Annotated in this window: 20 protein-coding genes; 14 read left to right on the forward strand and 6 right to left on the reverse strand. The window is 48.5% G+C overall.

Annotated elements, in window-relative coordinates:
- Positions 1–41 precede the first annotated feature (41 nt).
- Both ICC18_RS29480 and ICC18_RS29485 read left to right on the forward strand, forming a co-directional pair.
- Positions 42–1,718, forward strand: coding sequence for a hypothetical protein (locus ICC18_RS29480; protein ID WP_188178001.1), 1,677 nt, complete (start codon positions 42–44; stop codon positions 1,716–1,718).
- A gap of 15 nt (positions 1,719–1,733) precedes the next feature.
- Positions 1,734–3,998 (forward strand): hypothetical protein, encoded by a 2,265-nt coding sequence (locus ICC18_RS29485; RefSeq protein ID WP_188178002.1) that lies wholly within the window; start codon positions 1,734–1,736, stop codon positions 3,996–3,998.
- Here the strand turns inward: ICC18_RS29485 and ICC18_RS29490 are convergent.
- Positions 3,995–4,870: a hypothetical protein gene (locus tag ICC18_RS29490; RefSeq protein ID WP_188178003.1), complete on the reverse strand. Its 876-nt coding sequence runs from the start codon at positions 4,868–4,870 to the stop codon at positions 3,995–3,997. The two genes, ICC18_RS29485 and ICC18_RS29490, sit on opposite strands and share 4 nt — an antisense overlap.
- Before the next feature lie 182 nt (positions 4,871–5,052).
- Between ICC18_RS29490 and ICC18_RS29495 the strand changes: the two genes are divergently transcribed.
- Both ICC18_RS29495 and ICC18_RS29500 read left to right on the forward strand, forming a co-directional pair.
- A complete protein-coding gene (locus ICC18_RS29495) occupies positions 5,053–5,640 on the forward strand; it encodes a TetR/AcrR family transcriptional regulator (RefSeq protein WP_188178004.1) in 588 nt (195 codons plus the stop codon).
- Positions 5,641–5,702: 62 nt separating this feature from the next.
- Entirely contained in the window at positions 5,703–6,299 is a 597-nt protein-coding gene (locus ICC18_RS29500; RefSeq protein WP_223192990.1) for an SRPBCC domain-containing protein, read from the forward strand.
- Between the two features lie 105 nt (positions 6,300–6,404).
- Here ICC18_RS29500 and ICC18_RS29505 read toward each other — a convergent pair whose 3' ends face one another.
- Positions 6,405–7,139 (reverse strand): hypothetical protein, encoded by a 735-nt coding sequence (locus ICC18_RS29505; protein WP_188178005.1) that lies wholly within the window; start codon positions 7,137–7,139, stop codon positions 6,405–6,407.
- Between the two features lie 354 nt (positions 7,140–7,493).
- Between ICC18_RS29505 and ICC18_RS29510 the strand changes: the two genes are divergently transcribed.
- Positions 7,494–10,853, forward strand: coding sequence for an OmpL47-type beta-barrel domain-containing protein (locus tag ICC18_RS29510; RefSeq protein ID WP_188178006.1), 3,360 nt, complete (start codon positions 7,494–7,496; stop codon positions 10,851–10,853).
- A 56-nt stretch (positions 10,854–10,909) separates the two neighbouring features.
- Here ICC18_RS29510 and ICC18_RS29515 read toward each other — a convergent pair whose 3' ends face one another.
- A complete protein-coding gene (locus ICC18_RS29515; protein WP_188178007.1) occupies positions 10,910–11,434 on the reverse strand; it encodes a hypothetical protein in 525 nt (174 codons plus the stop codon).
- 136 nt (positions 11,435–11,570) lie between these two features.
- Here ICC18_RS29515 and ICC18_RS29520 point away from each other — a divergent pair, with 136 nt between their 5' ends.
- The 9 genes from ICC18_RS29520 to ICC18_RS29560 all read left to right on the forward strand — a co-directional run bounded on the left by ICC18_RS29520 (position 11,571) and on the right by ICC18_RS29560 (position 20,450).
- Positions 11,571–12,149, forward strand: coding sequence for a thioredoxin family protein (locus ICC18_RS29520; RefSeq protein WP_188178008.1), 579 nt, complete (start codon positions 11,571–11,573; stop codon positions 12,147–12,149).
- A 49-nt stretch (positions 12,150–12,198) separates the two neighbouring features.
- Positions 12,199–13,083 carry a DMT family transporter gene (locus ICC18_RS29525; RefSeq protein ID WP_223192991.1) on the forward strand — a complete coding sequence of 295 codons (885 nt, stop codon included), beginning with the start codon at positions 12,199–12,201 and terminating at the stop codon, positions 13,081–13,083.
- Between the two features lie 143 nt (positions 13,084–13,226).
- Entirely contained in the window at positions 13,227–13,919 is a 693-nt protein-coding gene (locus ICC18_RS29530) for a class I SAM-dependent methyltransferase (protein ID WP_188178009.1), read from the forward strand.
- 22 nt (positions 13,920–13,941) lie between these two features.
- Positions 13,942–15,549 carry a nickel ABC transporter substrate-binding protein gene (gene nikA / locus ICC18_RS29535; RefSeq protein WP_188178010.1) on the forward strand — a complete coding sequence of 536 codons (1,608 nt, stop codon included), beginning with the start codon at positions 13,942–13,944 and terminating at the stop codon, positions 15,547–15,549.
- Positions 15,546–16,499, forward strand: coding sequence for a nickel ABC transporter permease (gene nikB / locus ICC18_RS29540; protein ID WP_188178011.1), 954 nt, complete (start codon positions 15,546–15,548; stop codon positions 16,497–16,499). The genes nikA and nikB overlap by 4 nt, the downstream gene beginning before the upstream one ends.
- Before the next feature lies 1 nt (position 16,500).
- Positions 16,501–17,379 carry an ABC transporter permease gene (locus ICC18_RS29545; protein WP_188178012.1) on the forward strand — a complete coding sequence of 293 codons (879 nt, stop codon included), beginning with the start codon at positions 16,501–16,503 and terminating at the stop codon, positions 17,377–17,379.
- A complete protein-coding gene (locus ICC18_RS29550) occupies positions 17,297–18,133 on the forward strand; it encodes an ABC transporter ATP-binding protein (RefSeq protein ID WP_188178013.1) in 837 nt (278 codons plus the stop codon). The genes ICC18_RS29545 and ICC18_RS29550 overlap by 83 nt, the downstream gene beginning before the upstream one ends.
- Positions 18,130–18,933 carry an ABC transporter ATP-binding protein gene (locus ICC18_RS29555; protein WP_188178014.1) on the forward strand — a complete coding sequence of 268 codons (804 nt, stop codon included), beginning with the start codon at positions 18,130–18,132 and terminating at the stop codon, positions 18,931–18,933. Before ICC18_RS29550 ends, ICC18_RS29555 begins: the two co-directional genes overlap by 4 nt.
- Positions 18,934–19,052: 119 nt before the next feature.
- Complete coding sequence (locus ICC18_RS29560) at positions 19,053–20,450, forward strand: WG repeat-containing protein (RefSeq protein ID WP_188178015.1); 1,398 nt, start codon at positions 19,053–19,055, stop codon at positions 20,448–20,450.
- A gap of 299 nt (positions 20,451–20,749) precedes the next feature.
- Here ICC18_RS29560 and ICC18_RS29565 read toward each other — a convergent pair whose 3' ends face one another.
- The 3 genes from ICC18_RS29565 to ICC18_RS29575 are packed head-to-tail and all read right to left on the reverse strand — an operon-like array spanning position 20,750 to position 25,985.
- Entirely contained in the window at positions 20,750–20,971 is a 222-nt protein-coding gene (locus ICC18_RS29565) for a hypothetical protein (protein ID WP_223192983.1), read from the reverse strand.
- Positions 20,972–20,999: 28 nt separating this feature from the next.
- Positions 21,000–21,260: a DUF5132 domain-containing protein gene (locus ICC18_RS29570; RefSeq protein ID WP_188178017.1), complete on the reverse strand. Its 261-nt coding sequence runs from the start codon at positions 21,258–21,260 to the stop codon at positions 21,000–21,002.
- A 45-nt stretch (positions 21,261–21,305) separates the two neighbouring features.
- Positions 21,306–25,985: a cation-translocating P-type ATPase gene (locus ICC18_RS29575; protein ID WP_188178018.1), complete on the reverse strand. Its 4,680-nt coding sequence runs from the start codon at positions 25,983–25,985 to the stop codon at positions 21,306–21,308.
- Positions 25,986–26,151: the final 166 nt, after the last annotated feature.

The raw sequence follows: 26,151 nt of genomic DNA on the forward strand, positions 1-26,151 counted from the left end.
CAGCGTCTCCTATATAGAAGAAGGATATGGGGAGTTGGACGATGAGAAACCGAATTGTATCCATAAGTTTGGTCACCGGAATGACGCTCCTGACGCTTATTGTCGCCGCATTTATGGTGCCGGCGCTGTTGTTTCTTGCCGGAGTGCCAATGTTGAAGGCGGACTTTTGGCTCTCTGCAGCGCTCGCTATCTTGCTTGCCTGGATCGCATCGAAGAAGCTGGCGGAGGAGCGGCAAGTGACGGTTTTCGCCGTTTCTGTGGGCTTAAGCGCTTTGCTGTTTATTTGCGGCTTTATTGTATCCGGGTATTTCTACGACTTATCCTACGACGGACAGGCCTATCATCAGGAAGCGATCATTCACTTGGCGGAAGGATGGAATCCCGTATACGACAAGGAAATCTCTCAGCCGACGGGAAATAGCATCTGGATTAACCACTATGCGAAGGCTGCCGAGATTGCAGCTGCTTCCATCTATGCGGCCACCGGTTTGATCGAGCATAGCAAGGTCATCAACTTGATGGCAATGGCAGCTTCCGGCCTTCTCAGCTTGGGAGCGCTGCTGACCTTAAAGCCTGAGAACCGGGTCACCGCTTGGGTGGTGGCATTGCTGCTTGCGCTTAATCCGGTCAGCATGTACCAGTCGTTCACCTTTTATGTGGACGGGCTGCTGGGTTCGCTGCTGCTATGTCTGATTGCGCTCGGATGTTTGATTTGTACCCGCCCGGGGTGGCTGCTGCTTACGGTATATACGCTCGCGATGATTTTGACGATGAATATCAAATTCACCGCGATCGGTTATGCGGGCGTGCTGACCGTAGGACTGCTTATTGCTCTATACATGAGCGAACAGTTCGTCAGGCTTAAGCAACTGTTTCGCGTTGCAGCCCTTGGAGGGATGATTGGCGTCCTGATCGTCGGCTACAACCCGTACGTCACCAACACGCTGCATAAAGGGCATCCTTTTTACCCGCTTGCCGGGGAGAATGCCATTGATGTAGTGAAAAATTTTACGCCGCGAAATTTGGAGCGGATGAACCGCTTCGAGCAGGTCGCAGCCTCATACTTCGCTGAACCTATGGGCAACAGCACGGACAAGAAGCCGACCCAGTTCCAATGGCCGTTTACCTTTGAAGCTCAGCAGCTTCCGACCTTTGCCGAGACGGATGTGGCGGTCGCCGGCTTCGGGCCTTTGTTCAGCGGTGCGCTGGTTCTCGCCATCATCGCATTGATGCTAGCCTTCCGTAAGCGCCCGGGCATTACCTTGGCCGCCATCGGGGTCATTGCGCTGCTGGCTGCATCATCCTTTATCAATCCGGCGGCCTGGTGGGCACGTTACGTGCCGCAGCTTTGGGCCGTACCCCTGATCTGCGTCTGGCTAGCTTTGTACCTGAAGGGCAACAAGCTCCTCAAAGGTGTCGGTATCGCGCTGACCGTTGTGATCGCCGCGAATTCGCTGTTGGTCAGCGGCTCCTACACAACCAAACAATGGGCCTGGAGTCAGGAACTGCGAAGCCAGCTCTCGCAGCTGCAAACGGTATCACAGCCGGTGAAAGCAGAATTTACATACAGCTGGTCCAACCGGGAACGGCTCAAAGCGTACGGCATCGCATTTATAGAGGAAACGCCGCTTGCCTGCAACAGCGAAAAAGTGACGTTGTTTAAATCAGGCACTACGGTCTGTACGGATCAGCAAGGTATGCAAGCTAAAGCGCAGTAAGCGGGGGAGGACATCATGCACGTCATTTCGGTTAACAGAAGAATTGTGTTTGGGCTGATCGTTCTGGCCTTAACGGCAGTAGGCATCGCATTATGGGCTGAGGGCGGGCTGCCAAGCAGCTTGTTTAGCAGCGCTAAAAAGGAGATTCCTGCCTCAACTCTTCCAGTGTTCGAAGTGGGAGGCGTGAAGCAAACTTCAGCTTCCATGGATGGGCATTTGGCGGTTTACGACGGGACGGCGTGGAAGCCGAAGTTCTGGTCCGGGGTGAACCTGGGGGCTACGACTCCGGGGCACGCACCCGGGGAACTCAGTCCGAGCAAGGAAGATTACTTGCGTTGGTTCGGACAGATCAAGGAAATGAATGCAGATGTCATCCGGATTTATACGATTCTGCCGCCTCATTTCTATGAAGCGCTGGCGGAATTCAACGGCGGCCGCAAGGACCCGCTCTATATCCTGCAAGGCGTATGGGCGCCGGATGAACATCTCGTCGGGCCGAATGGTCAGGGCTTGGATGCGCTGCAGCCGGACACGATCGATCTGTTCAAGCAAGAAATTCGAGATGCCGTTCAAGTTATCCACGGAAAGCTGAAAAGAAAATCGGAGCCCGGTCATGCATCGGGCAGCTTCAACGCGGATGTGTCGCCTTACGTGCTCGGTTGGGTAATCGGCACCGAGTGGGATCCTTACGCCGTGAAAGCGACGAACGATGCGCATCCCGGCATGAATCCGTTCCAAGGCACCTATTTTCAGGCCGTTTCCGGCGCTTCGCCGTTTGAAAGCTGGCTGACCCAGATGATGGATACGCTCGCTCAGGAAGATATGAAGTTCGGCTGGCAGCATCCGGTTTCGTTTACCAACTGGGTGACTACAGATCCGCTGACACACCCGAACGAGCCTGCGGACAACGAAGATTTGGTATCGGTTGATCCGATGCATGTTCAGCCATCAGCAGGCTGGAAGGCCGGATATTTTGCCTCGTATCATATTTATCCGTATTATCCGGATCTGCTGCGCTATGAGGACAAGTATCAGACTTACAAAGACAGTGAAGGCAATATCAATCCGTACGCAGGGTATCTGCACGATATGAGGGAGCATCATCGAGGCATTCCGCTGATCGTGGCAGAGTATGGCGTGCCGAGCTCGCGCGGAATGGCGCACTACGGTCCTTTAAACCGCAATCAGGGTATGCATACGGAAAAGGAACAGGGGCAGATCAACGCCGATCTATACCGCAGCATTTATAACGAGAATTTTGACGGAGCGGTCCTGTTCGCCTGGCAGGATGAATGGTTCAAAATCACTTGGAATACCATGGAGCTGGATTCCCCTGCTGCCCGCCGACCGATGTGGCGCAACATGTTGACGAACGAGGAGCATTTTGGCCTCCTTGCGGTAGAACCGGGAAAATCCAAGGATGATACGATCGTGCTTGACGGGAAAACCGAAGACTGGGACCGCCGTAAAAACAACGTGAGCCGGGATTATCCGGGCTACAGTCTTACGGTCTCGCACGACGAAGCTTACCTTTATCTGTTGCTGAAAAATAAGAACGGCGATTGGAAGCCGGGGGAACAGCCGCTATATATCGGCTTTGATACGCTGGAAGGCGGGAGTGCGAAAGCGGACAAAGCGCCTGGCGTGAGCTTTAGCAGTGGGCAGGAGTTCGTCATGAAGCTTGGCGGGGAGAAGGATTCTTCCATCTATGTGGAAAGTTCGTACGATTACCATACCTGGCAGTACGGCTTCGTGAGCAAAATGATGCCTTGGCAGCAAGCCTGGTCGCGTGCGGGAAGCGGTCTCTTTCTGCCGTGGCGATTGCCGGTCAGCAAACCGCTGGTGCTGCCGCTAAGCAAGACGAAAGTGCCTTTCGAGGATGTCGAGATCGGTCAGCTGCATCCGGGCACGACAGACCCAGCAAACGCCGAGTTCAACAATTTGGCCGATTGGACAATTGCAGGGCCTGTGATTGAGGTTCGGCTGCCATGGCTGCTGCTCGGATTTACAGATCCAAGCACGCATCAGGTATGGCGCTATCCTTATGAAGCAGGCGCGTTCAAGATGACGGAAAGCAAGGCGGTCCGTGTCGAACCGCATCTCTCCGGAAATCCGGAACCGGCGGAGCCGGCGATCTACAAGTGGGATAACTGGAACAAGCCGGCATCGCATGAACGTCTTAAAATGAGCTATCCGATCCTGAAGGAAGCGTTCGGCAAGCTCGGGAAGCAGCCGCCTAAAGCGGCGCTGTCAAGTGAAGCGGCCGCAACGAAGCCTTAGTTGCTTAATGCACGCCAGCCGGCATAATCATGAACGGCAATGCCCGAATAAGAAGGGTGACCTTGCAGCATGCTGTCGATGAGAGCCAGCTGGCGCTCCAATTCCGCCTTGCCTTCTTCATAGAATGTGATGTATGGGGTATCCGGCGCCGGGTTCGTTTCCACGCTGATCCATACCTTTTTCCCCAGACGGTCGCCCGTGGCAATTTCCTCCGCCGCTAAGGCAACCACGTCCTGCGCCTGATCTCGATAGGACATCAAGGCCGTTTCATCCAGCACGGCCATAATGGCTTCGCTGAGAGAGCCGCTTCCATCGGGAAGCTGAATGCTATCGAGCCAGAACGGCACGGCTGCGGCTGTCGTTAAAGTGGAATCCATTTTCACCAGCTCATTAAAATAGGCAAGAGATTGCTGCCAATTCACGGCAACCGCGTTTTGGTCAGCGGTCCATTCCGGCAGCAGGTAAGGTTCGATATCCACTTGAATCCCCGCAAACCGCTCGTTAACAAGCGCAGACGCGTTGTAGGTTTTCACCCAATGGACCAGATCCGTAATTTTGTGCCGGTTTTCCGGAAGCGCCCAATTAGGAGCGCCATCCAGCGCGTTGACCTGAATACCGTAGCCTGAAGCCTTTTTGATGAAGCTACGGTAAGCGCTTTGGGCAACAGCCGGGTTAACCTGTAAGAAAATGCGTCCTATCCGTTGACTTTTGGCAAATTGCAAAATGTCGTTCCGTCCTGCGCTTGTGTTGATGAGCGAAGTATCCCATAGCCAAGTCGCCTTTGGCTTGTTGGACGCCAAAGAGTCCGCCGAGGGAAGGGACGAAGGCGTAAAGCCTGCCGACAACCACATGAGCATCACCATGATAAGCATTTCTATTTTTTCCCTCCGTACGATTTGATGCTTTTATTATACCAAAAGATTCCTCGGACCGACTGATCCTGCAGTCGGTTTTTCTCATCTGGGGCTCATGTTAATATTGACAACGGGTGAGACGAAAGTTATAATTTTCTTTAAATGTTAGTGATCACTAACAGCGAGAAAGGGCTGAATACGTGGAGACCAGCGACACGCTGAACAACAGAGACAAATTGCTGCTGGCAGCCATCGATCTAATGGCGGAAAAGGGCTACAAAGGGGTATCTACGAAGGAAATTGCCGCTGCGGCCGGTGTCAGCGAGATGACATTGTTCCGTAATTTCGGCAGCAAGCTCAATTTGCTGGAAGCAGCCGTTGACCGTTATCACTATAGCGGGGAAATGCAAATGATTTTTAATGAGAAGATCGTTTGGGACTTGCGGACAGACTTGCTGCTCATCGGTCAGGCTTATCATGAGATCATGAACCGCAACCGCAAGATGATCCTCATCGTCCTCAAGGATCATGAATTGTCCGGCTTACGCGACAAGTCGCAGAAACATCCGCGGCAATTGCAGGAAATGTTGACGAACTATTTTAAGACCATGCAGCAGCAAAGCAAGTTGATTCCGACTAACGCCGAGGCGCAGGCGATCACTTTCATGTGGATGAACTATGGGGCGTTCATGTCGAAACTGCTCAGCGGCGAATCGATCACAAGCGTGACCATGCAAGAGTTTATGGAGTCGAGTATTGAGTTATTCGCTAGGGCTTTAACCCCCTAGTTTTTTTACCATCAATATGTTAGTTTGCACTAACTAACAATTATCAAGGAGGCGGCGATGTGATGAACGCCAATGTGGCTGTATCAACCGGCAAAAGCTCTGAAGATTGGATGATGATTCTGGAACAGGAGGCAGCTAAAACATGGTCACACGATGAGATTGTTACGTATTTGAACGAGGCGTATGACACACCTCCGGAATGGAGTGAACTGATTGCTAGGGCATACGGACAAAAGCTCGGACGTAAACCCGTTGGCCTCACGGCATCGTCCGGTTTTCAGATCGGAGTTCGAAGGACGTTACCGCTGTCTAAGGAGCAATTATGGGCTTATTTGACCTCAACGGCCGGCATTCAATTATGGATAGGCGATATGCCATTCCTGGAGCTCAAAGTTGGACACAAGTTTATAACCAAAGACGGCACATCCGGTGAATTGCGAGTCGTGAAACCATTAGAACAACTTCGTATGACATGGCAGAGAAAGGACTGGGAACGAGCATCGACGCTGCAAATTCGTTTGCTGTCGGCCCATCCCGATAAGACAACCATCAGCATTCATCAGGAGAAACTGGAAGATCTGTTCGTCAGAGAACAAATGAAGCTGCACTGGGAAGAAGCAGCGGCCCAAATATTGGAACAATCAAAAGGAGATGAGTGAGACCCTAACCATAAGCCGAACAGTAATTTAATCGGGTTCTGGGCTCTCATTAAGATAAAGAGGAGCATGTAAAAATACACACTCCTCTTTTCTTGCTGTTCAGCATTATTCTTTTTGTATTTTCGAAGGATTGTTGATTTTGTAAGGTACGGGGTGCTTAGTGAGCTTCTTAGCTACGATTTTACCCTCAAATGTGATGGTATCCCCAATCGCTAGCTCCAATTTTTTTAGCGTCGTGCTGTGGCTGGACCAGGCTGCGCCGACTTCAGTTGCGGGGTCCGCGATGGAAACCGCCTCGTAGATGACGACTTCATCTTCCGTATCGGAGAAATTGTTCGGAACCGTTGTGAACTCTTTGACGGTAGCGTTCATTTTGACTTTATCTTCCGGAAGCTCAAGTTTAGGTGCCTTTTCTTTTTTAGTGCTCCCTTTTGAAGCGGACGGGGCTTTTGGTTCTTCAATTTTGGTTTCCTCTACCGACGCTGTCTCAACTACTTGTTGTGATTCCTGCTGTATTTCTTGTTCAACTACAACCTCTGACTCAACCGCTTCTTCCGCTGATGCCACAGGTTTTTGCCCATAGTTCGATGCCTGCATCTCCTTGAGGTAGGAGGGGTGAATACAGTGTTGTTGTTTGTTTTCGAATTCAATGACAGCGGTCATCTTATCGACGAAACCGATGATGTTGCAGGCCAGATTCGTGCCGCTTCCTTTATAGAAAAACGCCTTTGTCTTGGATGCTTTCTCTGACAACAAGCCCCATTCTTTGCATTTTTCAATTTGTGCAGCCTCGTTCTCGAAGGCGTTGTACGTCTTGGGTTCGATAAATGCATGTACCATATCTTTTTCTTTTTCCGCCTTTCTATTTATATGATACTATTTTACCATTTTTTCGCGGATTTGAATCTCCAATGATTATCCCAATGTTCGCAGTTCTTTGCCTACTTGCATTTTCATTATCATGCAATTGAACTGAACACTCTACAATGGTGCCGTCATTGAGATAGTTCATATGAAAATAGCGGAAAAGTTCATAATGATCCATATTTTCCAGTTGTTGAAAGCCCTTTCATGAGGTAACTTTAAACACCTGAGGGGGTGGTTAAATGAAGCTCGACGGCAGTTCCCACTGTACATAGGCATATTGAACGGATATTAGCAACATGTATTCCAAACTCGTTAAGGAGGGATTTCATGCACAAGCCGATGAAAGTTGTTTCGCTTCTTATGCTTTCTTTATTCGTTCTGTCTTCCGTCTTTATGCCACAGAAAGCTGCGTACGCCGCTGAAACAAGCGGCCAAGCAGGGACAACGTTAATCCCATTTACGGAGCAGCAGCTGAAGGATAACGATTATATCTTATATTTTGTGAACGCAGGCGATCCGACTCCGCGTACCGTGGAGAGCACCGACAAAATGGGGCTGTTTGCCAGCGTAACGGAACAGGTCTATGGCCTGGATCCGGTAACGGGCAAAGCGTGGGGATTGGCTACGGGCACCAGTGGAACGAATGTATCCAATGCGGCGGACAAGTACGGTTCTTTGCGCTACTACAACGGTACTCAGGTTCGCAATAAGGCGCTAACCTACAATTTTGAGCTGCCGGAAGGCGATTATGATGTAACGTTCGGTTTTAAAAATCCATGGAGCGGGCGAAGCGTTAATCTGATCATGGAAGGCACGAATGTATCGAACGGCGATTACGATATAGGAAGCTACGGTGCTGAAAAAGAAGTTGTCTATAAAAAGTTTCATACAAGTGACGGACAGTTGAATGTCAGCATACAAGGGCCGTCGTCCGGGACGCTGACCAACTACAACGATCCGCTCGTCAACTATATCATCGTCAGACTGCACGTCACGATTCCGATCACCGATTTGCAAGCTCAAATAGCGGCGGCAAAGGTGGAAGCCGGGAAGACCATTTACACGAAATACAGCATAGAAACACTGAAGCAGGCGATCGTTCAGGCTGAAGCTTTGGCAGCCAGCGTCACGCAAGGCGGCGTGGACATTACGGCCGTGCAGGATGAAGTTCGCGCTTCGATCAATCAATTGAAGCAAGCCATAGCGGACCTCGCCATCTACGTCCCTTATAGCTCCTATGAGCCGGGAATATCATGGAAAGATACGAACGGCGCTCCGATTCAGGCGCATGGCGGAGGCATCCTGCATGACGAGCGCACGGGCAAATATTATTGGTACGGCGAAGACAAAACGTTCGGCTATCTCCCTACAAGAGGCGTAAGAGTCTATTCTTCCAGCGATCTGTACAATTGGCAGGACGAAGGGCTCGCTTTAACCGCGATAGAGACGATGGATCAATTTGATACCGATCCGTTGATTTCACAGCTGTATGCCGGCAGAACGGATAAAGCGGATATTTTTAACGATATCGGCACGCAAAGAATCATCGAAAGACCGAAGGTGATCTACAATGACAAAACGCATAAATACGTTATGTGGATGCACACCGACGGACCGTCCGCCACATCCAACGCGAATTACGCCAAAGCGGAAGCGGGGTATGCTTTAAGCGATTCACCGACGGGGCCTTTTGTCTACCAGGTCAGCAATCGGATGGATCGAGTTCCTCCGGGCGCAACCTATGACGGTCAGCCAAATCAACCGGGCATGGCGCGGGACATGAATTTGTTCAAAGATGACGATGGAACGGCGTACCTGATCTATTCCAGCGAAGAAAACATGACCATCTATATTTCGAAGCTGAACGATTCGTACACGGATATCGTCGGCTGGCATAAAGACGGCCAAATCACGCGCGATACGACCTATAAGGCCGAGTATGGCAAGGATTACATCCGGGTGTTCCCCGGCGCGCAGCGGGAAGCCCCTGCGATGTTCAAATATGCCGGCAAGTACTATTTGATTACCTCAGGCGCAACCGGATGGGCACCGAACAAAGCGTTGTATACGGTGGCGGATCAAATTTTCGGCGAGTGGAAACCGATGAGAGATTTGTCTGTCGGAACAAAAGCATCCACAACCTTCGATTCGCAAAGCACGTATGTCATTCCCGTCGATCCTGCCAAGGGCAAATTCATTTACATGGGGGATAGATGGAACTCCAGCAATCTGAAGGATTCCAGGTATATTTGGCTGCCGCTCGAATTCGGACAAAACGATGAAATTACGCTCAAATGGTACGATCAGTGGAACCTGGAACTGCTGAACCGGATGGGAAGAGTCACGGTTGACACTGTACTGCCTACCAAAGTTACGGTGGGGCAATTGCCGGATATGCCGGGAATCATTCATGTCACGACGGGAGACGGGACCTCCTTAAACACGCCGGTCGTTTGGTCCGTCAATGCTTCTGATTTTGCTAAACCGGGAACCGTTACGGTGGGCGGGACATTACCGGAGTTTGGCGGCAAGGCGATCCAAGCGAAAATCAGCGTGATCCCGGAGCATGTCATCTATTTCGTACATGCCGGGGGAGCAGCTACAAGCGATTACGTCACATGGTCTTCTTATATGCAGGAAACGCTCCTTAACCCAAATACAATTGATCAGCAGTACGATCCGACCAAGGGGCAAACTTGGGGTTACGTAGGGAATAGTACGAATGCTTCCGGCAACGCAACCGGAAATCTGTTCACGTCGCTGCGATATCTCAAAGGAAATTCGGGCAACGATCTGACCTATGCTTTTGATCTTAATAAAGGGCGTTACACTGTCTATGTCGGCCTGCATGATCCGTGGTACCAATGGTCCAAAGGAAACCGGATCGCGGATATCAGGATCAACGGGGAAACGAAGAGAAGCGGTTACGTCTTTACGGACGCCTATGACGTGCTTGGATACTCGAATGTAGAAGTGACGAACGGGAAGCTCGAGCTTACGGTGCATCGATCTGCGTCCGCACCTGCTACGAACTCCGATCCGCAGATCAGCTGGATTATGATCATCGACGATGCTGCTCCGGTCACTACGGCAGCTCTTAACCCAGAGCAGCCGGGAGGGCTGAACGGTTGGTATACTTCGGATGTCACGCTTACCCTGACGGGAGCTGATGAAGGTGCAGGCATCGCGAATTCCGAGTACCGCGTAAATGGAGGGGCGTGGCAGCCGTATACGAACCCGGTTCTTCTGTCCGATGAGGGAAGCTTGACCGTCGATTACAGAAGCACGGACCTTGCGGGCAATACGGAAGACTTCAAGTCATTGGCCATTCTGATAGATAAAACGGCGCCGCAACTACAGTTATCGGTAGATAAACAGGTCATAGGCCCGCCAAATCATAAAATGGTACCGATTCATGTAGCGGTGAATACGGATGATGCGGCATCCGGCATTGCAGCCTTCGAGTTGGTATCCATTACCAGCGATGAGCCGGATAACGTCAAGGGTGACGGCAATACGGAGCAAGATATTCAAGATGCCGAATATGGCACGAGCGATACTGACTTTAGTTTGCGGGCGGAACGGTCAGGCATAGGCAGCGGCAGAGTGTACACGATTACTTATAAAGTAACGGATCATGCAGGCCTTGAAACCATCAGTTCCGTTCAAGTGAAGGTCGATAAATAAAAAAGTAGAAACCCCCGGGTGACGATTCCCGGGGGTTCTGTTATATAGAAGACCCCTTAAATTTTTGAAAGTAAGGGAATTGTACTCTTAATTTTCAAATAATAATCATTTATCTCATCTTTTAAATAAGGACCTTCGAAAATATCCGGGGAGATAAACTCACGCATCCAATTATCGTAAAAAAGCGCTGATTTATAAGCTAATTCCAGGTCAGGGATAAATCGTCTGACAACAATTAATCCTATGAATAAAGAATACTTATTTCTAAAATCTATCATCTGATTCCAGTAATCAGTCCATTCATCTTCACTAATCCCAAGGGATTGAACTAGTCCTGCTCTGTATGAATCCCACGCTTGTTTATGTTGTGCTTCAATTACTTCCAATGCACCACACCATTTTATTATTGCTTGTGATAAGTGTAAACTTAGCGTATTTATCCAAAAATCTTTTGAGCCTAACAGTTCGGTTTGAATAGGCTTTAATTCATTGTAGGTTGCATAACTAAACAAGAAATCCCGAAACAAGGGATATTGTTTGGTTACTATATCAATGCCTAAAAACTTATCAATGTTTGCCATAGTTACTCCTTCGGTTGTTAAACTGTCTTTTGATTGATTCCAAATCTGACCATTTATCAAGGGTCAATTTCATTATAGGATGTATCCATGGTTCCATCAATATCCATTCACGATAACGACAAGAGGATGTGTTCCAATGAAATCTGTATTGAATTTAAAGCACAAAATAGGGACGGGGATTACCCCTCAACAATTTATTGACGGGATGACGAAAAACCAGGATACATTTATCCATTGGTACAACCGTTTTACATGGGACGGCAAGGAAGAAAAAGCCTTTTTTGATTCTCTGGGCACAAGAGAAGATCTACATTGCATGATTCTTTGCACCGATTGGTGTCCTGATGTAATATGGAATGTGCCGGTCCTGTTTCGGGTTATGGAACACGGCCAAATTCCGATGGAAGTTTTGCTTATGGAGCAGCATTTAGAGACGATGGATTTGTTCTTAACGGATGGAGGACGCGCGCAGCCGGTTGCAGTTTTTATGAATGCCCAAGGCGACGTTATCGGAAAATGGGGTGCCCGCCCTCAATATATTCAGGCTGTGATGAATGAATTCCGCAAGCATAATCCGAATCGGGAATCGCCGGATTATCAGGATAAAGTTTCCAAAGTGCGTCAAGAGATTGCTCATATTTACAATTCCGGAACAGAGTATCAAGACGTTATTGTTCAAGAATTGCATCAGTTGCTTTCATCAAGGAGTCATTAAGCAGAAAGAAGGGATCCATCTGCAGCGATCGCTATTTTTCGCATTATTTTTGCTCAGCCTTATTTGGGGAGGGTCTTACTTCTTTATAAAAATACTGCTCCATGATTTTGGACCATGGACGATTGCCTTTCTCCGATCTACCTTGGGTTTGGCTGCCATTATCATTATCATGCTGATTTTACGGGTGCCTTTTGCCCTCAAGAAGATCCCTTGGATGCCGATGGCGATTATGGCCCTGATTAATACAGCCATTCCATGGGCGATCATCGGATTCAGTGAAACCAGATTAACAAGCACTATGGCCTCTGTACTGAACGCTACGACACCATTATGGACAATGGTTGTAGGCATCTTATTTTTCCAGGTTGTGTCCCACCGTCTGCAGTGGCTTGGCATGGGGATTGCCATCGTCGGCCTGGTCATCCTGCTGGGCGTGAATACGGATTCGCTCATATCCGTTGATCTGTTGGGATTTATTTGCATGATAGCGTCATCGTTATGTTATGCGATCGGCTCCCAGCTGTCTAAGCGTCTTCTCAATGGGCTGTCGATGTATCAAATTACTTTCGGCACCTTGCTTTGTGCCATGCTTGGCAGCGGCAGCGCTGCCTTTTTAACGGAACCCATCGCTTTCACGCAGCTGACTTCGCTTCCGAATATAGCAGCATTAGCGGGCTTAGGCATATTTGGCTCGGGTATCGCGTATATTCTTTTTTATTATATCGTTCAAAAAGGGAGCCCGGAGTTTGCCACAACGGTCACCTATCTGATACCGGCAAGCGCAATGATCTGGGGGTATACGATGCTGGGCGAGAAGATCTATTGGAGCTTGTTGATCGGATTGGCTCTCATTCTTGCAGGCGTGTTCCTGGCGGGCAGATCGCATCCGAAGGCCGTGCAGCCCAGAGTTCGAAACAAACCCACTCTTCAATAGTATGATTAAAAGAAGCCTTGACAGCAGAATGAAGTCACGTGTACTCTTAATAGTAATTGTTACATTTAAAACGAGCTCTGTGCTCGTTTTTTTCAAGTCTTAAAATCGTAATAATTACAATTAAATGAGGGAGGATGGCTGAAGTGAAACAGGATCAGTTATATGACGTTTGGTGGAAGGAACGTTACGAAGGAGAGCAACGCATGGAAGATGAGCATGTAAGGCACTGGGAAAAAGTGCTTGGCACGATCGTCGAAGAGGATATTCAGAATTGTGCCGTGCTTGATTTCGGATGCAACCAGGGCGGGTTTTTACGATATTTGTACGGAAAAAGGCCCTTTCGGGAAGGCATAGGCATAGATCTCGCCCGTCAATCCATTGCAGTCGCTAATGAACGAAAGGGCGATGCTCCGCTTTATTATGAAGCGACGGGATCTCCCGAAGAGTTCCCGCATCGTTTTGACTTAGCATTCAGCATTTCTGTCATGTATTTGATTGCCGATTTAGAAGAGCATACCCGGAAAATCAGGCAGGCTTTAAAGCCTGGAGGCGTGTATTATGCGACTTATACGGATTATAGAGACAATCCTAGCCTTCCTCATATTCAGGCAAAGATCAACGAGAATGGAGCGCTTCCGATGAATCTGCATACATTGGATGACATTTCTAAGCCATTTATGCAGGCAGGCTTTCAAGTCGGAATTCAAAGAATGAAGCCGGAGAGCTTCATTGCCATTTCGCCGAATGAACGTTGGTTTTTGCAGGTGGCCGACCGTATACAGTATGAGTATGAGCAGGCATACATATTCCGTTTTGTTGCACCGGATCAGGCCTAGCATGAAGGAGGAAAGAATGTTCATGAATAGACGAAAAAGCCTTTATTCTTTTGTAATAAGCATACTCGTTATGGCGCTGTTAACAACGGCTTGTTCAACGGGTAACAAAGCAGATACATCAGCGAAAATCAAAACGATTACGATGCCTTGGAGAACGGACATTGGTCCATTGAATCCGCATTTGTATGACCCCAACCAGATGTTTGCGCAGGCCATGGTCTACGAGTCGCTAGTCAATTATTCGAACGGCGGACAAATCGTGCCGGGTTTAGCCGAACGTTGGACGGTATCTGACGATGGCATGATTTATACGTTTTTCTTGCGTAAAAATGTTAAATACTCCGACGGTTCCGTCTTTGATGCAGACAATGTAAAGCGGAACATAGACGCCGTTATGGCCAACAAACAGCGACACACGTGGATGGGGATTGTCGGTGCACTGGAATCCGTCGAGAAAGTGGATGATTACACAGTAAGGCTGAAGCTGAATAAATTTTATTATCCTGTGCTGCAGGAGCTTGCATTTGTTCGTCCGTTTCGCTTTCTGGGGAATACCGGATTCCCTGACAACGGCCAAACATCAACAGCGATCAAAGCACCGGTCGGTACCGGTCCATGGGTCTTGAAAGAGTACAAGAAAGACGATTACGCCCTTTTTGCGAGGAACGAAAATTATTGGGGAGTAAAACCGAAGCTTGATCAGATCAAAGTAAAGATCATGCCGGATTCCGAATCCATCTTGCTTGCTTTTGAGAAGAAGGAGATTGATTTCATTTATGGCAGAGGCGTGATCAGTCTTGATAGTTTCAAGCATCTGAAGGAGTCCGGTAAGTATGGCATTAGCCAATCTGATCCGCTGACAACAAGGTTAGTTGTGCTGAACACGCAAAAAGGACCTACTGCTGATCTGAATGTACGAAAAGCGATTGAATACGGAATCGACAAAAAGAAAATGGTCGAAAGCGTAGCTTATGGAACGGAGCTCATGGCTGACACCATTCTGGCCAAAGAAATTCCTTACGCCGATGTTGGTTTGACGCCAATAGGATATAACCCCGACAAAGCCAAGCAGCTCCTGGAGGAAGCCGGATGGAAGCTTCCCGCCGGGAAAACCGTCAGGGAAAAGAACGGGCAGCCGCTGACAGTCAAGTTTACCTATATCGCAACGGAAGCCGTACAAAAGGCCATTGCTGAAATAATGCAAGGCGAACTTGCAAAAATCGGCATTCGGGCAGATATTCAAGGCGTGGATGTGATGGTCGGCCTCCAGCAGCTGAAAAACGGCGAGAGCAACATGAACTTCTGGAGCTCTCTGGGTCCCCCTAACGATCCGCATAATTTCGCCATCATCAGCTCCCAACCGGGATCTACCGGCGTTTACGAAGCTCAATCCGGATTGCCTAATAAGAAGGAGATCGACGATAAGATTAGGAAGGTGCTGGCAAGTCATGATGAGAACGAACGTAAAGGACTGTACAAATCAATTCTAACGTCATTCCACGAGCAGGTTGCATTCTATCCGATTTCCTATGAAACGTTTATTGCCGTATATCAAAAAAATGTTTCTGGCATTGTACCTAAAGCCTCTAAATATGATTTTCCATTTTCTACATTGGAAGTTTCGCCATGATATCTGTTCATACGCTCGGATTTATCATGAAAAGACTGGCCGGACTGCCCCTAATTTTATTAGGGGTATCCGTCCTTACCTTTCTGCTGCTCCGTCTCGTTCCTGTAGAGCCTGCAGAAGTCATTCTGCATCTATCCAATACGCCGCCAACCGATGAAGCGATAGCTCAGATGCGAACCGAGCTCGGTATGGATCGGTCGCTTATCTTGCAGTTCGGGTATTGGCTCTCTGAGATGTGCCGCTTCAACTTCGGCGTATCCTATGTGAGCAAATTGCCGGTTGCACATGAGATTGCGGAGAAATTCCCCGTGACGTTGCAGTTGACGGCAGGCGCGCTGCTGCTGACCTTGCTGCTAAGCGTACCGCTTGGCATTCTGTCAGCGCTTTATCCTAACAAGCCGATCGATCAATTGAGCCGCTTACTTGCTTTTGTCGGTGCTTCCGTTCCCCGGTTCTGGCTCAGCTTTATACTCCTTTATTTGTTTTCGATGAAGTTGGATTGGTTTCCCGTTCAGGGGACAGGAACACTGCTTCATCTTATTTTACCTTCTTTTACGCTTGCATTTACCCAAATGGCTGTTTTCACGAGACTGCTGCGCAGCGGTATCCTGGATCAACTGAAAGAGCCTTATGTCCTTTATGCAAGAGCCAGAGGATTACGAGAAAGCATCATTATCGTGCGTCATATTCTCAAAATCGCGATGCTGCCTGTTGTGACTGCACTTGCAATCAGCATGGGTCATTTGCTGGCGGGCACAGTGATGGTTGAGCAAATATTCGGATGGCCGGGGCTGGGCCGTTATTTGATCGAATCGATCATCAACCGGGATTATCCGGTCATTCAATGTTACGCGCTGCTCATGGCGCTTATTTTCGTGTTCGCTAACTTGATTGTCGATATCCTGCAAAGGATGCTGGATCCCCGCACGATGATGAAAGGAGGTAGCTGATATGTGGAAAATTTGCGCCCTCTTTCTCATAGCCGTTATGCTCGTTGGCATATTGTCTCCATGGCTTGTTCCTCATCCTCCGGATCAAATGGATGTACTGCTCAAGTTTCAAAAGCCTTCCTGGGAGTATCCGCTCGGTACGGATCATTTGGGCAGGTGCGTCTTCTCCAGGTTATTGTCAGCCATCCGCTATTCGTTCGGCGGCGCCTTACTCGTACTTGTTCTTACGGTATCAATCGGCATCATTGTCGGTTCGTTTACTGCGTTAAAGGGAGGTTGGTTTGACGCCATATTTATGCGGATATGCGATATCTTGCTGGCATTTCCGACGCTGGTGCTGGCATTCGTCCTGTTGGGCATGTTCGGTTCAGGCTTTAGCAATCTCATTTTGGCGCTCGTACTTTCCATGTGGGTCTATTATGCGAGAATCATCAGAAGCATGGTGCTCAGCTTAAGGGAAAAGCCTTTTATGAAAGCAGCAATCGTCAGTGGTACCAGGCAATGGGGGCTCATCTTCAAGCATATGGTTCCTAATATGATGTTGCCGCTTCTTGTACTGTCTACGCTGGAATTTGGAGGCATCATGCTGGAAATCACCGGCTTCTCATTCTTGGGATTAGGGGTTCAAGCCCCAACCGCAGAATGGGGGATGATGATCAATGACGGCAAATCTTACATCAGACAGCATCCCGAGTTGATGATATATCCCGGTATCGCTATTATGCTGATCGTAATCGCTTGCAATTTGCTGGGGGAGTCGATGCGCAGTCTTTATGAACCCGGAAGGGAGGTATCCTATGAAACGAAATCAAACGGTTCTCTCTATGACAAATATTTCCGTCGATCTCGAAACCGCGACTCGGAAGACTCGCCTTGTTAACAAGGTAAGCTTAAACGTTAACCGGGGAGAGGTACTAGGCATTATTGGTGAAAGCGGAAGCGGTAAAACAATGACTTGCATGGCTGCAATGGGGCTGCTTCCACGCGGGGCTCGCGTGACGGAAGGGAGTATCCTTTTGGATGGCGAGGAGCTTACGTCTTTATCCGTCGAGGAGCGCAGAAAGTTAAGGGGGAGCCGGATTTCTATGATCATGCAAAACCCGATGACATGCTTTAACCCGGTTCGTACGATCGGTTCCCACTTTCTGGAGACTCTAGGAGTGCATACAAACCTAACCGCAAAAGAAGCAAGAGAAAGGGCGATACATGATTTAGGCCAAGTGAACCTGCCGCGTCCTCAAGAGCTAATGCGACAATATCCGTTTGAATTGAGCGGCGGTATGCTGCAGCGGATCATGATTGCAATTGCACTCGCAACCAATGCGGAACTAATCATTGCCGATGAACCTACAACGGCGTTGGATACAGGCAACCAAAAGCATATATTGCGCGAACTGAATCGGATCCGGGAAATGACAGGAGCTGCCATCATCGTCATCACGCACGATTTGGGAGTCATTGCCGAGCTGGCGGATCAAGTGACGGTGATGTATCGCGGAGAATCGGTTGAGAATGCTCCGGTGAAGCAGCTATTTGATGCTCCGGCACATGCATATACACGACTGCTGCTGCAATCGCGTTTATCGATGCCTAACTCCGCAAGTGATGAAGTAAGAAGGGGGCTAATCGTGTGAGCTTGCTGCAGCTCCGAAATATTAGCAAGTCCTATCCGAAGCAAACGGGTTTATGGAAAAAAAATGAAGCCCTTCAGGTCCTGGAGGACATTTCATTTGAGCTGGAAGAAGGGGAATGTTTGGGCATCGTTGGTGAAAGCGGCTCGGGAAAAAGCACGTTATGCAAGCTAATTCTAGGCTTGGAGAAGCCTAGTGGAGGAATGATCCGTTTCCATGGCGCAGATTGGCATCAAACTTCGCCAAAGCAACAACATACGCTGCGTAGAAATCTTCAGGCCGTATTTCAGGATAGTTATCATGCGCTCAATCCGCGTATGAAAGCGGGTCAAATCATCAGCGAGCCGATTCGCAACTATGAGCGTTTATCTGCCAGGGAGATGAAGATCAGGCAAGTTGAACTGCTTGAGGCTGTAGGTTTGGGCGAAGAAGACTTGAACAAATTCCCGCATCAGTTTAGCGGGGGACAGCAGCAGCGGTTAAACATCGCAAGGGCATTGGCACTTCGCCCCAAGCTCATCGTGTTTGATGAAGCCGTCAGCAGTCTCGATGTGCTGATTCAAGCGCAAATTTTGGAGCTGCTCCAGGATTTGGCGGACAATTACGGACTTGCTTATATATTCGTCACGCATGATATCAAGGCGGCCTGCTTTATATCCGACCGATTAATCGTTATGGATCAAGGCAGAATAGTCGAGAGGCTGGATAACATGGCGCACATTGAGGAACTGCGTCACCCCGCATCACGCAGACTGCTCGATTCACGATTGGCAGAGCATCCCGGAGATAGGATGCAAGGATAGGCAAGTTTACAAGCACTAAGAGACATAGTTGGAAACACATGGTAAAATATTTATGAAGTTGTAGCCCTCAATCCATAATACGTTCTGAGGGGGATAAGAGTGTGTGGAGGCGACGAATTATGATGGTGAGAAAAAAACGGGTGGCGCTACATTTAATACTTTCCCTAATGGCATGTTTAACAGGGACGATCCCGATTGAGGCCAGTAATAATGCTCTTACTATTCGGGTGGATGGGGAGCCCGTCACTTTTGCCCAGAAGCCGTTTATTGAAGACGGGACCACGCTTGTCCCCTTTCGTCCCTTGTTTGAAAAGATGGGTTGGCAAGTTGATTGGGATCCCCAAACGAGGAAAGTCATTGCGGCAGGAGACGGTTTAAAGGTTGAAATGACGCCGGGCGTGAATGCCGTTGATGTGAACGGGGAAGACGCAGTACTGGATAAAGCTCCTGCAATTGTGAACGGAACGGTCTTCGTTCCGCTGCGGTTTGTTGGAGAAGCCAGTGGAAGAAAGGTTACCTGGATCGAACGATTGCATACGGTAACGATCGGCGAGCCTAAACTTTATCCCATCCAGCATCATGGGAAATATGGATTAGTCGATCACCATGGTCAAAGGGTAATGGATGTCCCATATTCGTCGGTGTTACCTTTCTCCGAAGGCTTGGCGCAGGTCTGGAATGCTGCAGAAGACGGCAATGGCTCGGGTTACATCGATGATAAAGGCCAATTAGTCATTCCGCGCCAATACTACGAGACGGCTCCCTTTTCAGAGGGATTGGCCTACGTCACCGTATTAATCAAGCAAGATGTGAAGAAGCACCAATATATTGATACTACCGGCAAGGTAGTCATGGAGCCGGATATTTTGTTCGGAAGTCAATTTCATGAGGGATTGGCCGCCGTTGCCGTTGCTGCTCACAATGATAACGGGTATACCTATGGCTACCTGAATGTAAAAGGAGAATTTGCAATCTCCCCTCATTTTGATTTCGGCTACGATTTTTCTGAAGGTCTCGGAAGAGTAAAGAATGGCGATAAATTTGGCTTTATCGATATAACGGGAACATTGGTGATTGAAACAAAATTCGACGATGCCTGGGACTTCCATAACGGATTAGCTCCGGTTAAAATCGGAGAGAAATGGGGGTATATCGACAAACAAGGAAATTGGTCGATTCCGCTGCAATACGAGAATGCACAAGCGTTCTCGGAAGGTCTCGCTGCCATTCGAACAGGGAATAAGTGGGGTTATATTGACAGCAAAGGTAAGCTTGTCATACAGCCTGCTTTTGAAAATACCAAGCCATTCGCCAGCGGTCTCGCAGCGGTTCAAATCGGTGATTGGGAATGGGGCTATATCAACAAAAGAGGAGAGGTCAAGATAAAACCGACTTATTATTTAGCGGAACCTTTTGCAGCGGGAATCGCGAATGTTCGTGTGGGCTGGGAAGGGGAAGGACCGGATTCTGGGTACATTGACATAAATGGAAATTACATATGGACCCCTAGCCGATAGACGTTTCTTAAAGTTAAAAACACAACAACTCAAATTCGATGAGTGTGTGGTGCTTTTTTTTCGACTTCCATCCCCGGCTTTAACGCTGATGTTGTCTTCCTAACAGGCAATACGCTAGGCTAGGCGAAGGATGCTATAACGCTAACCAAAGCAAGATACGTGAAGCTGACGGTCTTGAAAGCAACTGAGGGCGGCGATTCGGCGGCCCTCATTTACGAGTTCGAGGTAAACGGGCTCGAGTATCAACCCAAAGAACGTCTCTGTTCGCATATTCATGCGTTCAGAGGCGTTCTTGCTTTTCATCTGATTCGTGGAAAATTAATCCAACCTAGAAGGTTGAGCCGTGACTTTTTCCCCTTTTCTCTGACTTGGCCGATAAATTCACCTAGAAATTGCTCCCATTTTAAACCAATCTCTTTTTTGGCGCCATCGTTCTCAAGTACGGTTCTTACACTCTGGTTTAATGCTGTTTCCAAATGAGCTAATGCTTCCTTAAGATGAAAATCTATATTCTGTTCCATTACAATTATTGGCTCCTCACCTATCAGATCACTTTTCGCCATCCAGCAATGCGATTTCTTTATCCAGCTGCCGTTTCATTCTTTCAAACTGGGCTTCAGCCACAATATCTTCCACTTCTTCCCGGGCGATTTGCAGCATGGATCTGGCGCGCTGGAACAAGCCGGCGCCACCCTGCATGCCGGCTTCGGCAATAGGCTTCAAGGTGGATTTGGCAATGGGGAGCAAGGCGGAGGCCGCAACGGTGAGTGCAGTACCGATAATAATTTTGTCTATATTTTTTTGTATCAACGTTATTCACCCTTCGAAAAAAGTTTATTTCGAGTGCTGCGGTTGTTAAGCCGCAGCACTCACATACTCGCCCATGGACGGCTGTAACTTGTGTTCTTTCGTTCTTGAAATGAGGGAAAGAACCGGTTTGGACAACAACGATACAGATCCGGCTACCCCTAGGATTGGAACCCAATGCCCGATCGAGAGTGGTGCGGTATGGAAGAACCCGGCTAACGGCGGTACGTACAAGGCTGCAAGCAAAGCTAGCCAGGAGATGCCCAGTGCACCAAGCAAAAACCGATCCTTGGTCCAATCGCGAATCGTTTCTTCCGATCCCTCTTGACGCCATGAGAAGGTTTGAATCAATTGACCAGCCACCAGCGTCGCGAACGCCATGCTTTGCGCAACCGGAACAGGTGCCCCGGCAGCAATACTTGCCGCAAATAAGCCTATTGAACCTAATCCCAGAAGAACTCCTCTGGTGATTACTTTGCGATACAATTCCTTATCGACGATGTCGGTCCGCTTCGTTTGTTTCGTCTTATTTCCCGGATTGACTGCCAGAATCATTGCGGGCAAAGCATCCGTCAGCAAATTCATCAGCAAGATTTGAATGGGAACTAACGGAATCGGCAACCCGACCATGACAGCGGCGCTGGTTACAATAATCTCGGCTAAATTCCCGGTCAATAAGCAGCCCAGCGCTTTGCGGATATTGCCTATAATCGTGCGGCCTTCTTTGACGCCTTCCACAATCGTTCCAAAATGATCTTCGGTCAAAACCATATCTGCCGTTTCTTTCGTAACCTCAGTTCCCGTTCGCCCCATCGCAATCCCTACATTGGCTTGCTTGATGGCAGGGGTATCGTTGACGCCGTCGCCGGTCATGGCGACAATGTGCCCGCGTTTCTGAAAGGCAGTCACGATGCGAAGCTTATGTTCCGGCGTAACTCTGGCAAAAATAGATATTTGATCCACGATTCGCACCAGCTCATCGTCCGATATACGTTCAAGTTCATGTCCGGTTAAGACGTTCTCACTACCCGTATAAATGCCAAGCTGCTTCGCGATAGCAATAGCCGTAATCGGGTGATCGCCGGTAATCATGACGGGCTTCACGCCTAACTCCAAAGCCTCGCGGATGTTATGCTCGACTTCGGGTTTTGGAGGATCCATCATCCCTGCCATGCCTACATAAATCAGTTCCTTTTCGTCCATTCCCTCTTCATTGGCATGTTCATCGATTTTCCGGTAGGCGAAAGCAAGGACACGTAAAGCATCCGATGACAGCTTGTCATTCTGCTGCAAAATCAGCTGTTTGTGCTCTTCCGATAAAGGATAAATTTCACCATTTTTTTGATATCGGTTACTGTGGCGAAGAATGGTTTCTACTGCACCTTTAGAGAACACATAACATTCCTGCTCGGACTGCGAGTCTTTACAAACAACGCTCATTTTGGCAGTACCCGAGTCGAACGGGATTTCCAATCCGCGATGCCAGTGGGACATATCCTTCTCCCACAGACCGGTTTTTGCTGCCAGGGAGAGAAGGGCTCCTTCGGTCGGATCGCCTTTGGTGATCCATCGCTCATTTTCCTGTTCGAGCTTACTGTTATTGCATAGCAGACAGATCTGAAAGATCCGTTTCAAATCAGGATCATCCCCGATATTGTGCTGATCTTGCGTTCTCGGCAGGTTGGCGGAAGCGGCTGCCACCTCGGGAATGACTTCCTCAAACGAGCCTATAGGTTCATACCCTTCGCCGTTGATGGTCCATGACCGGTTAACCGTTGCAAGTGCCTTGACCGTCATTTCATTTTTGGTTAAAGTGCCGGTCTTATCCGTGCAAATAATCGTTGTTCTTCCCAATGTTTCCAAAGAAGAGAGCTTCCGAATCAACGCATTTTTCTTCGCCATGCGGAAAATGCCTGCGCTGAGTGCGATGGTAATGGTTACAGGCAGCCCTTCCGGAATCGCTGAAGCCGCTAGTGTAATGGAAGTTGTAATCATCTGCGTAATCGGGATGCCTCGCAGCAGTCCGGTTAAGAAGACAAGCCCCCCGGCCACAAGAGCGCCTTTGACAAACTTTTTACTTATAGAAGTTACCTTCGCCTGTAAAGGCGTGACCTCTTTTTCATGATTTTTTATAAGGGACATTAAATGGCCCATTTCGGTTTGCATGCCTGTTCGCACAACAATGCCAATCCCTTTGCCACCGCACACATCGGTTCCCATGAACAGCATATTTCTTTGCTCGGACAAGGAACAATGTTCCGCCAAAGGTGATTCGTTTTTTTCGACAGGCAGTGATTCGCCTGTTAGAGCGGCCTCGTTGACACGCATGTTCCATGAGTTTATCAAACGGATATCGGCAGGGACTCGATCCCCGGCTTCCAGGCATACGATATCTCCCGGAACCAATTCCGCAGCCGACATTTCCGCTTGCTCCCCGTCTCTGATTGTTTTGCAAGCCGGCGGTTGAAATTGATTCAGCGTCTCGACAACCTTTTCGGCTTTTCGCTCCTGAATCGTCCCAATGGCAGCATTTGCGAGCAGGATGGCCCCCATCGCCACGCCATCGAATACGCCTCCAGTAAACAGCGCAAGCACGGATGTGCCGAGCAGGATCAGCGTTGTAAATTCCTTGAACTGTCCCAAATAGGAGATGAGCCAGGGGGTCCCCTTTTTAATGTCAAGCCGATTTGCACCATAACGGTTTCGAAGCGAAATAACCTGATCCGATGTCAGACCAAGCCGCTCTTTGACGTGGAATTTTCCGGTAACTTGCTCACACGAAAGGGCGTGCCATACTGGGGCTTCTGAAGCAGCCGCAATTTCCGGATGATACATATTGGCTGATGCAGGCGGGAATGCTTCGCTTATTTTTTTCGATCGGGACATAAAGACAAGCGATAACGCATCCGCAGCCAAATTGACAACCGGTGCGCTTATCATGCCAAACGTCGCCAAAGCGCTTCCTAGTAAATTCCATTTTTTAGTGACGGAAGCATGTTCATTTACGGTTTGATCGATGATCCCGGCGTATTCGGCGCTTTCCTGAATACTTTTCAGCTCATCGACGGAAATGGACGGTAACCCGGCTTCTTTAAAAAAGGAATTAACCGGAGTTGACTCTGTACTTGCGACAAATAATACTTCCTCGCCATGCTGCTGCATAACGGCGATTTTTTCAATCACTTCACCTTGCTCAAGTAGTAACCAGCTTATGTCCATATCATGTTTCAAGAGCAGGTCATTGCTTATTTGCAAACTATTATGTAATAACTGAACGCGCCAACCTTTTTCGATAAAGGAAGCTGCCGTTAGGCCATGCTCATTCATAGCGGTTTCTTGATGTCTGACTAGCAGACCCAAGCATTCGCCGCCCTTAGCTCCATGTTTTCCTACAAACAGGACAGTGCTGCCCTTTTTCAATAGTCTTTTTGCTTTTAGTTCGTATGGCGTGCAATCAATGCCATGTTCCTGAAGATATTTGAAGCTGCCGAGCATAACACGGTTATCGTTTATTTTTCCTATGATACCTTGCTCTTCTTCCTCCACATGAAAAGCGGTGCGAATCGTACGGCACGTTTGTTTTGCCTTGTTCCATATATCTTCTTTCCAGGGATGGCTGCTTTTTGCCATTAATGACGCTGCATAACAAACGATTTTATCCGCATCTTCTTCATTCGATGTCATACATTCTATTTCTTCAATTTCCGGAGGGTCAAAAAGAAGTGAAGAATCTTCGATCAAGATCGTTTTCGTACGTGCAAGCTGAGATAACGATCCTTTTGCCGGAATTGCGTAATGTCTTTCATCGGAAACAAGTTCAGCTTGATTCCATGCACATTTGGCAGGTATGGTCATAGGCCGCGGGTTTGCAGCCAAAAGAACAGCGATAGCACGCAGCGGATTTCGGGTAACAGCCCACGTAACTCCGGCCGCAACGATCCCTATTTTGCCGGCCTTCTCACTGTATGCTTGAATATCCGGCGATAAAGAAATGTCTTGCTGCCCTTTTAGGACAGAATGACTTCGTTTCCAGTTCACGTATTGCAAAATGCTAAGTCCGGCTAGCACCACCAAATTCTCACGTACAAGGGCGAGTGCCAGCGCACTTGTTCCTAAAATGAGGTCGGAATTGAGTTGTTTCTTTTCCGAGAAATTTTGAATTCCCCGCTTTAAGAAGGGGTAACCCGTGACTACTGACACAAGAGCTGACAAGTAAAAAGGCGCTGGGCTTCTGGCTAACGCCGAACGTCCCATGAATAATTGCTTCGCTCCCAGAACAGCCAGTCCACCCATGGATAATGCTAACGGGAGGGGGATTTTTTCTGCGGATTTCTTCATATCCGGGTTTGGCAACTGAGGGAGAACTCTGATATCATCAGGCAGCTCAAGGTCAACATCGCTTGCAGCGGCTACTTCCTGCTTGACCTCTTCCCTAACGGAAACACCCTTGTCACAAGCATGGACTGGGGCATTCTGTATGATGACTTGCTCTTCAATCTTTCGGATCATCCCGAAAATGTCTTGGCTTGTCATCCGCATTTCGTCGTAAAGAAGCAAAAGTCTGCCTGTAAGAAGACAAGGCTCTGCTTTGTAAATCCCTTTACATGCCCGGAATGTTTGAACAAGAAGTTCAGCCGTTTGTTTGTTTCCTTGCAGGCCGCAGATTTCCATGCGTATTCTCCCGGGTAAGACGCGGACAAACCGATCCTTGTTTCGTGATGAAGACATCCTTCTCTCCTATCCCCGTGCTAAACTCAACCCGGATAATTTGGTCTGGTTATTATTCACAACCGAAATTGAAATATTCCATCGTTTCATGAATTTTTTTACAATATCTTAACGTATAAAATTTTCAATTATTGGAATTATTTAATTCATTAACTTGTGGAGGGAT

Source organism: Paenibacillus sedimenti (genome assembly GCF_014534655.1).
GTDB classification, from domain to species: Bacteria; Bacillota; Bacilli; order Paenibacillales; family NBRC-103111; genus Paenibacillus_E; species Paenibacillus_E sedimenti.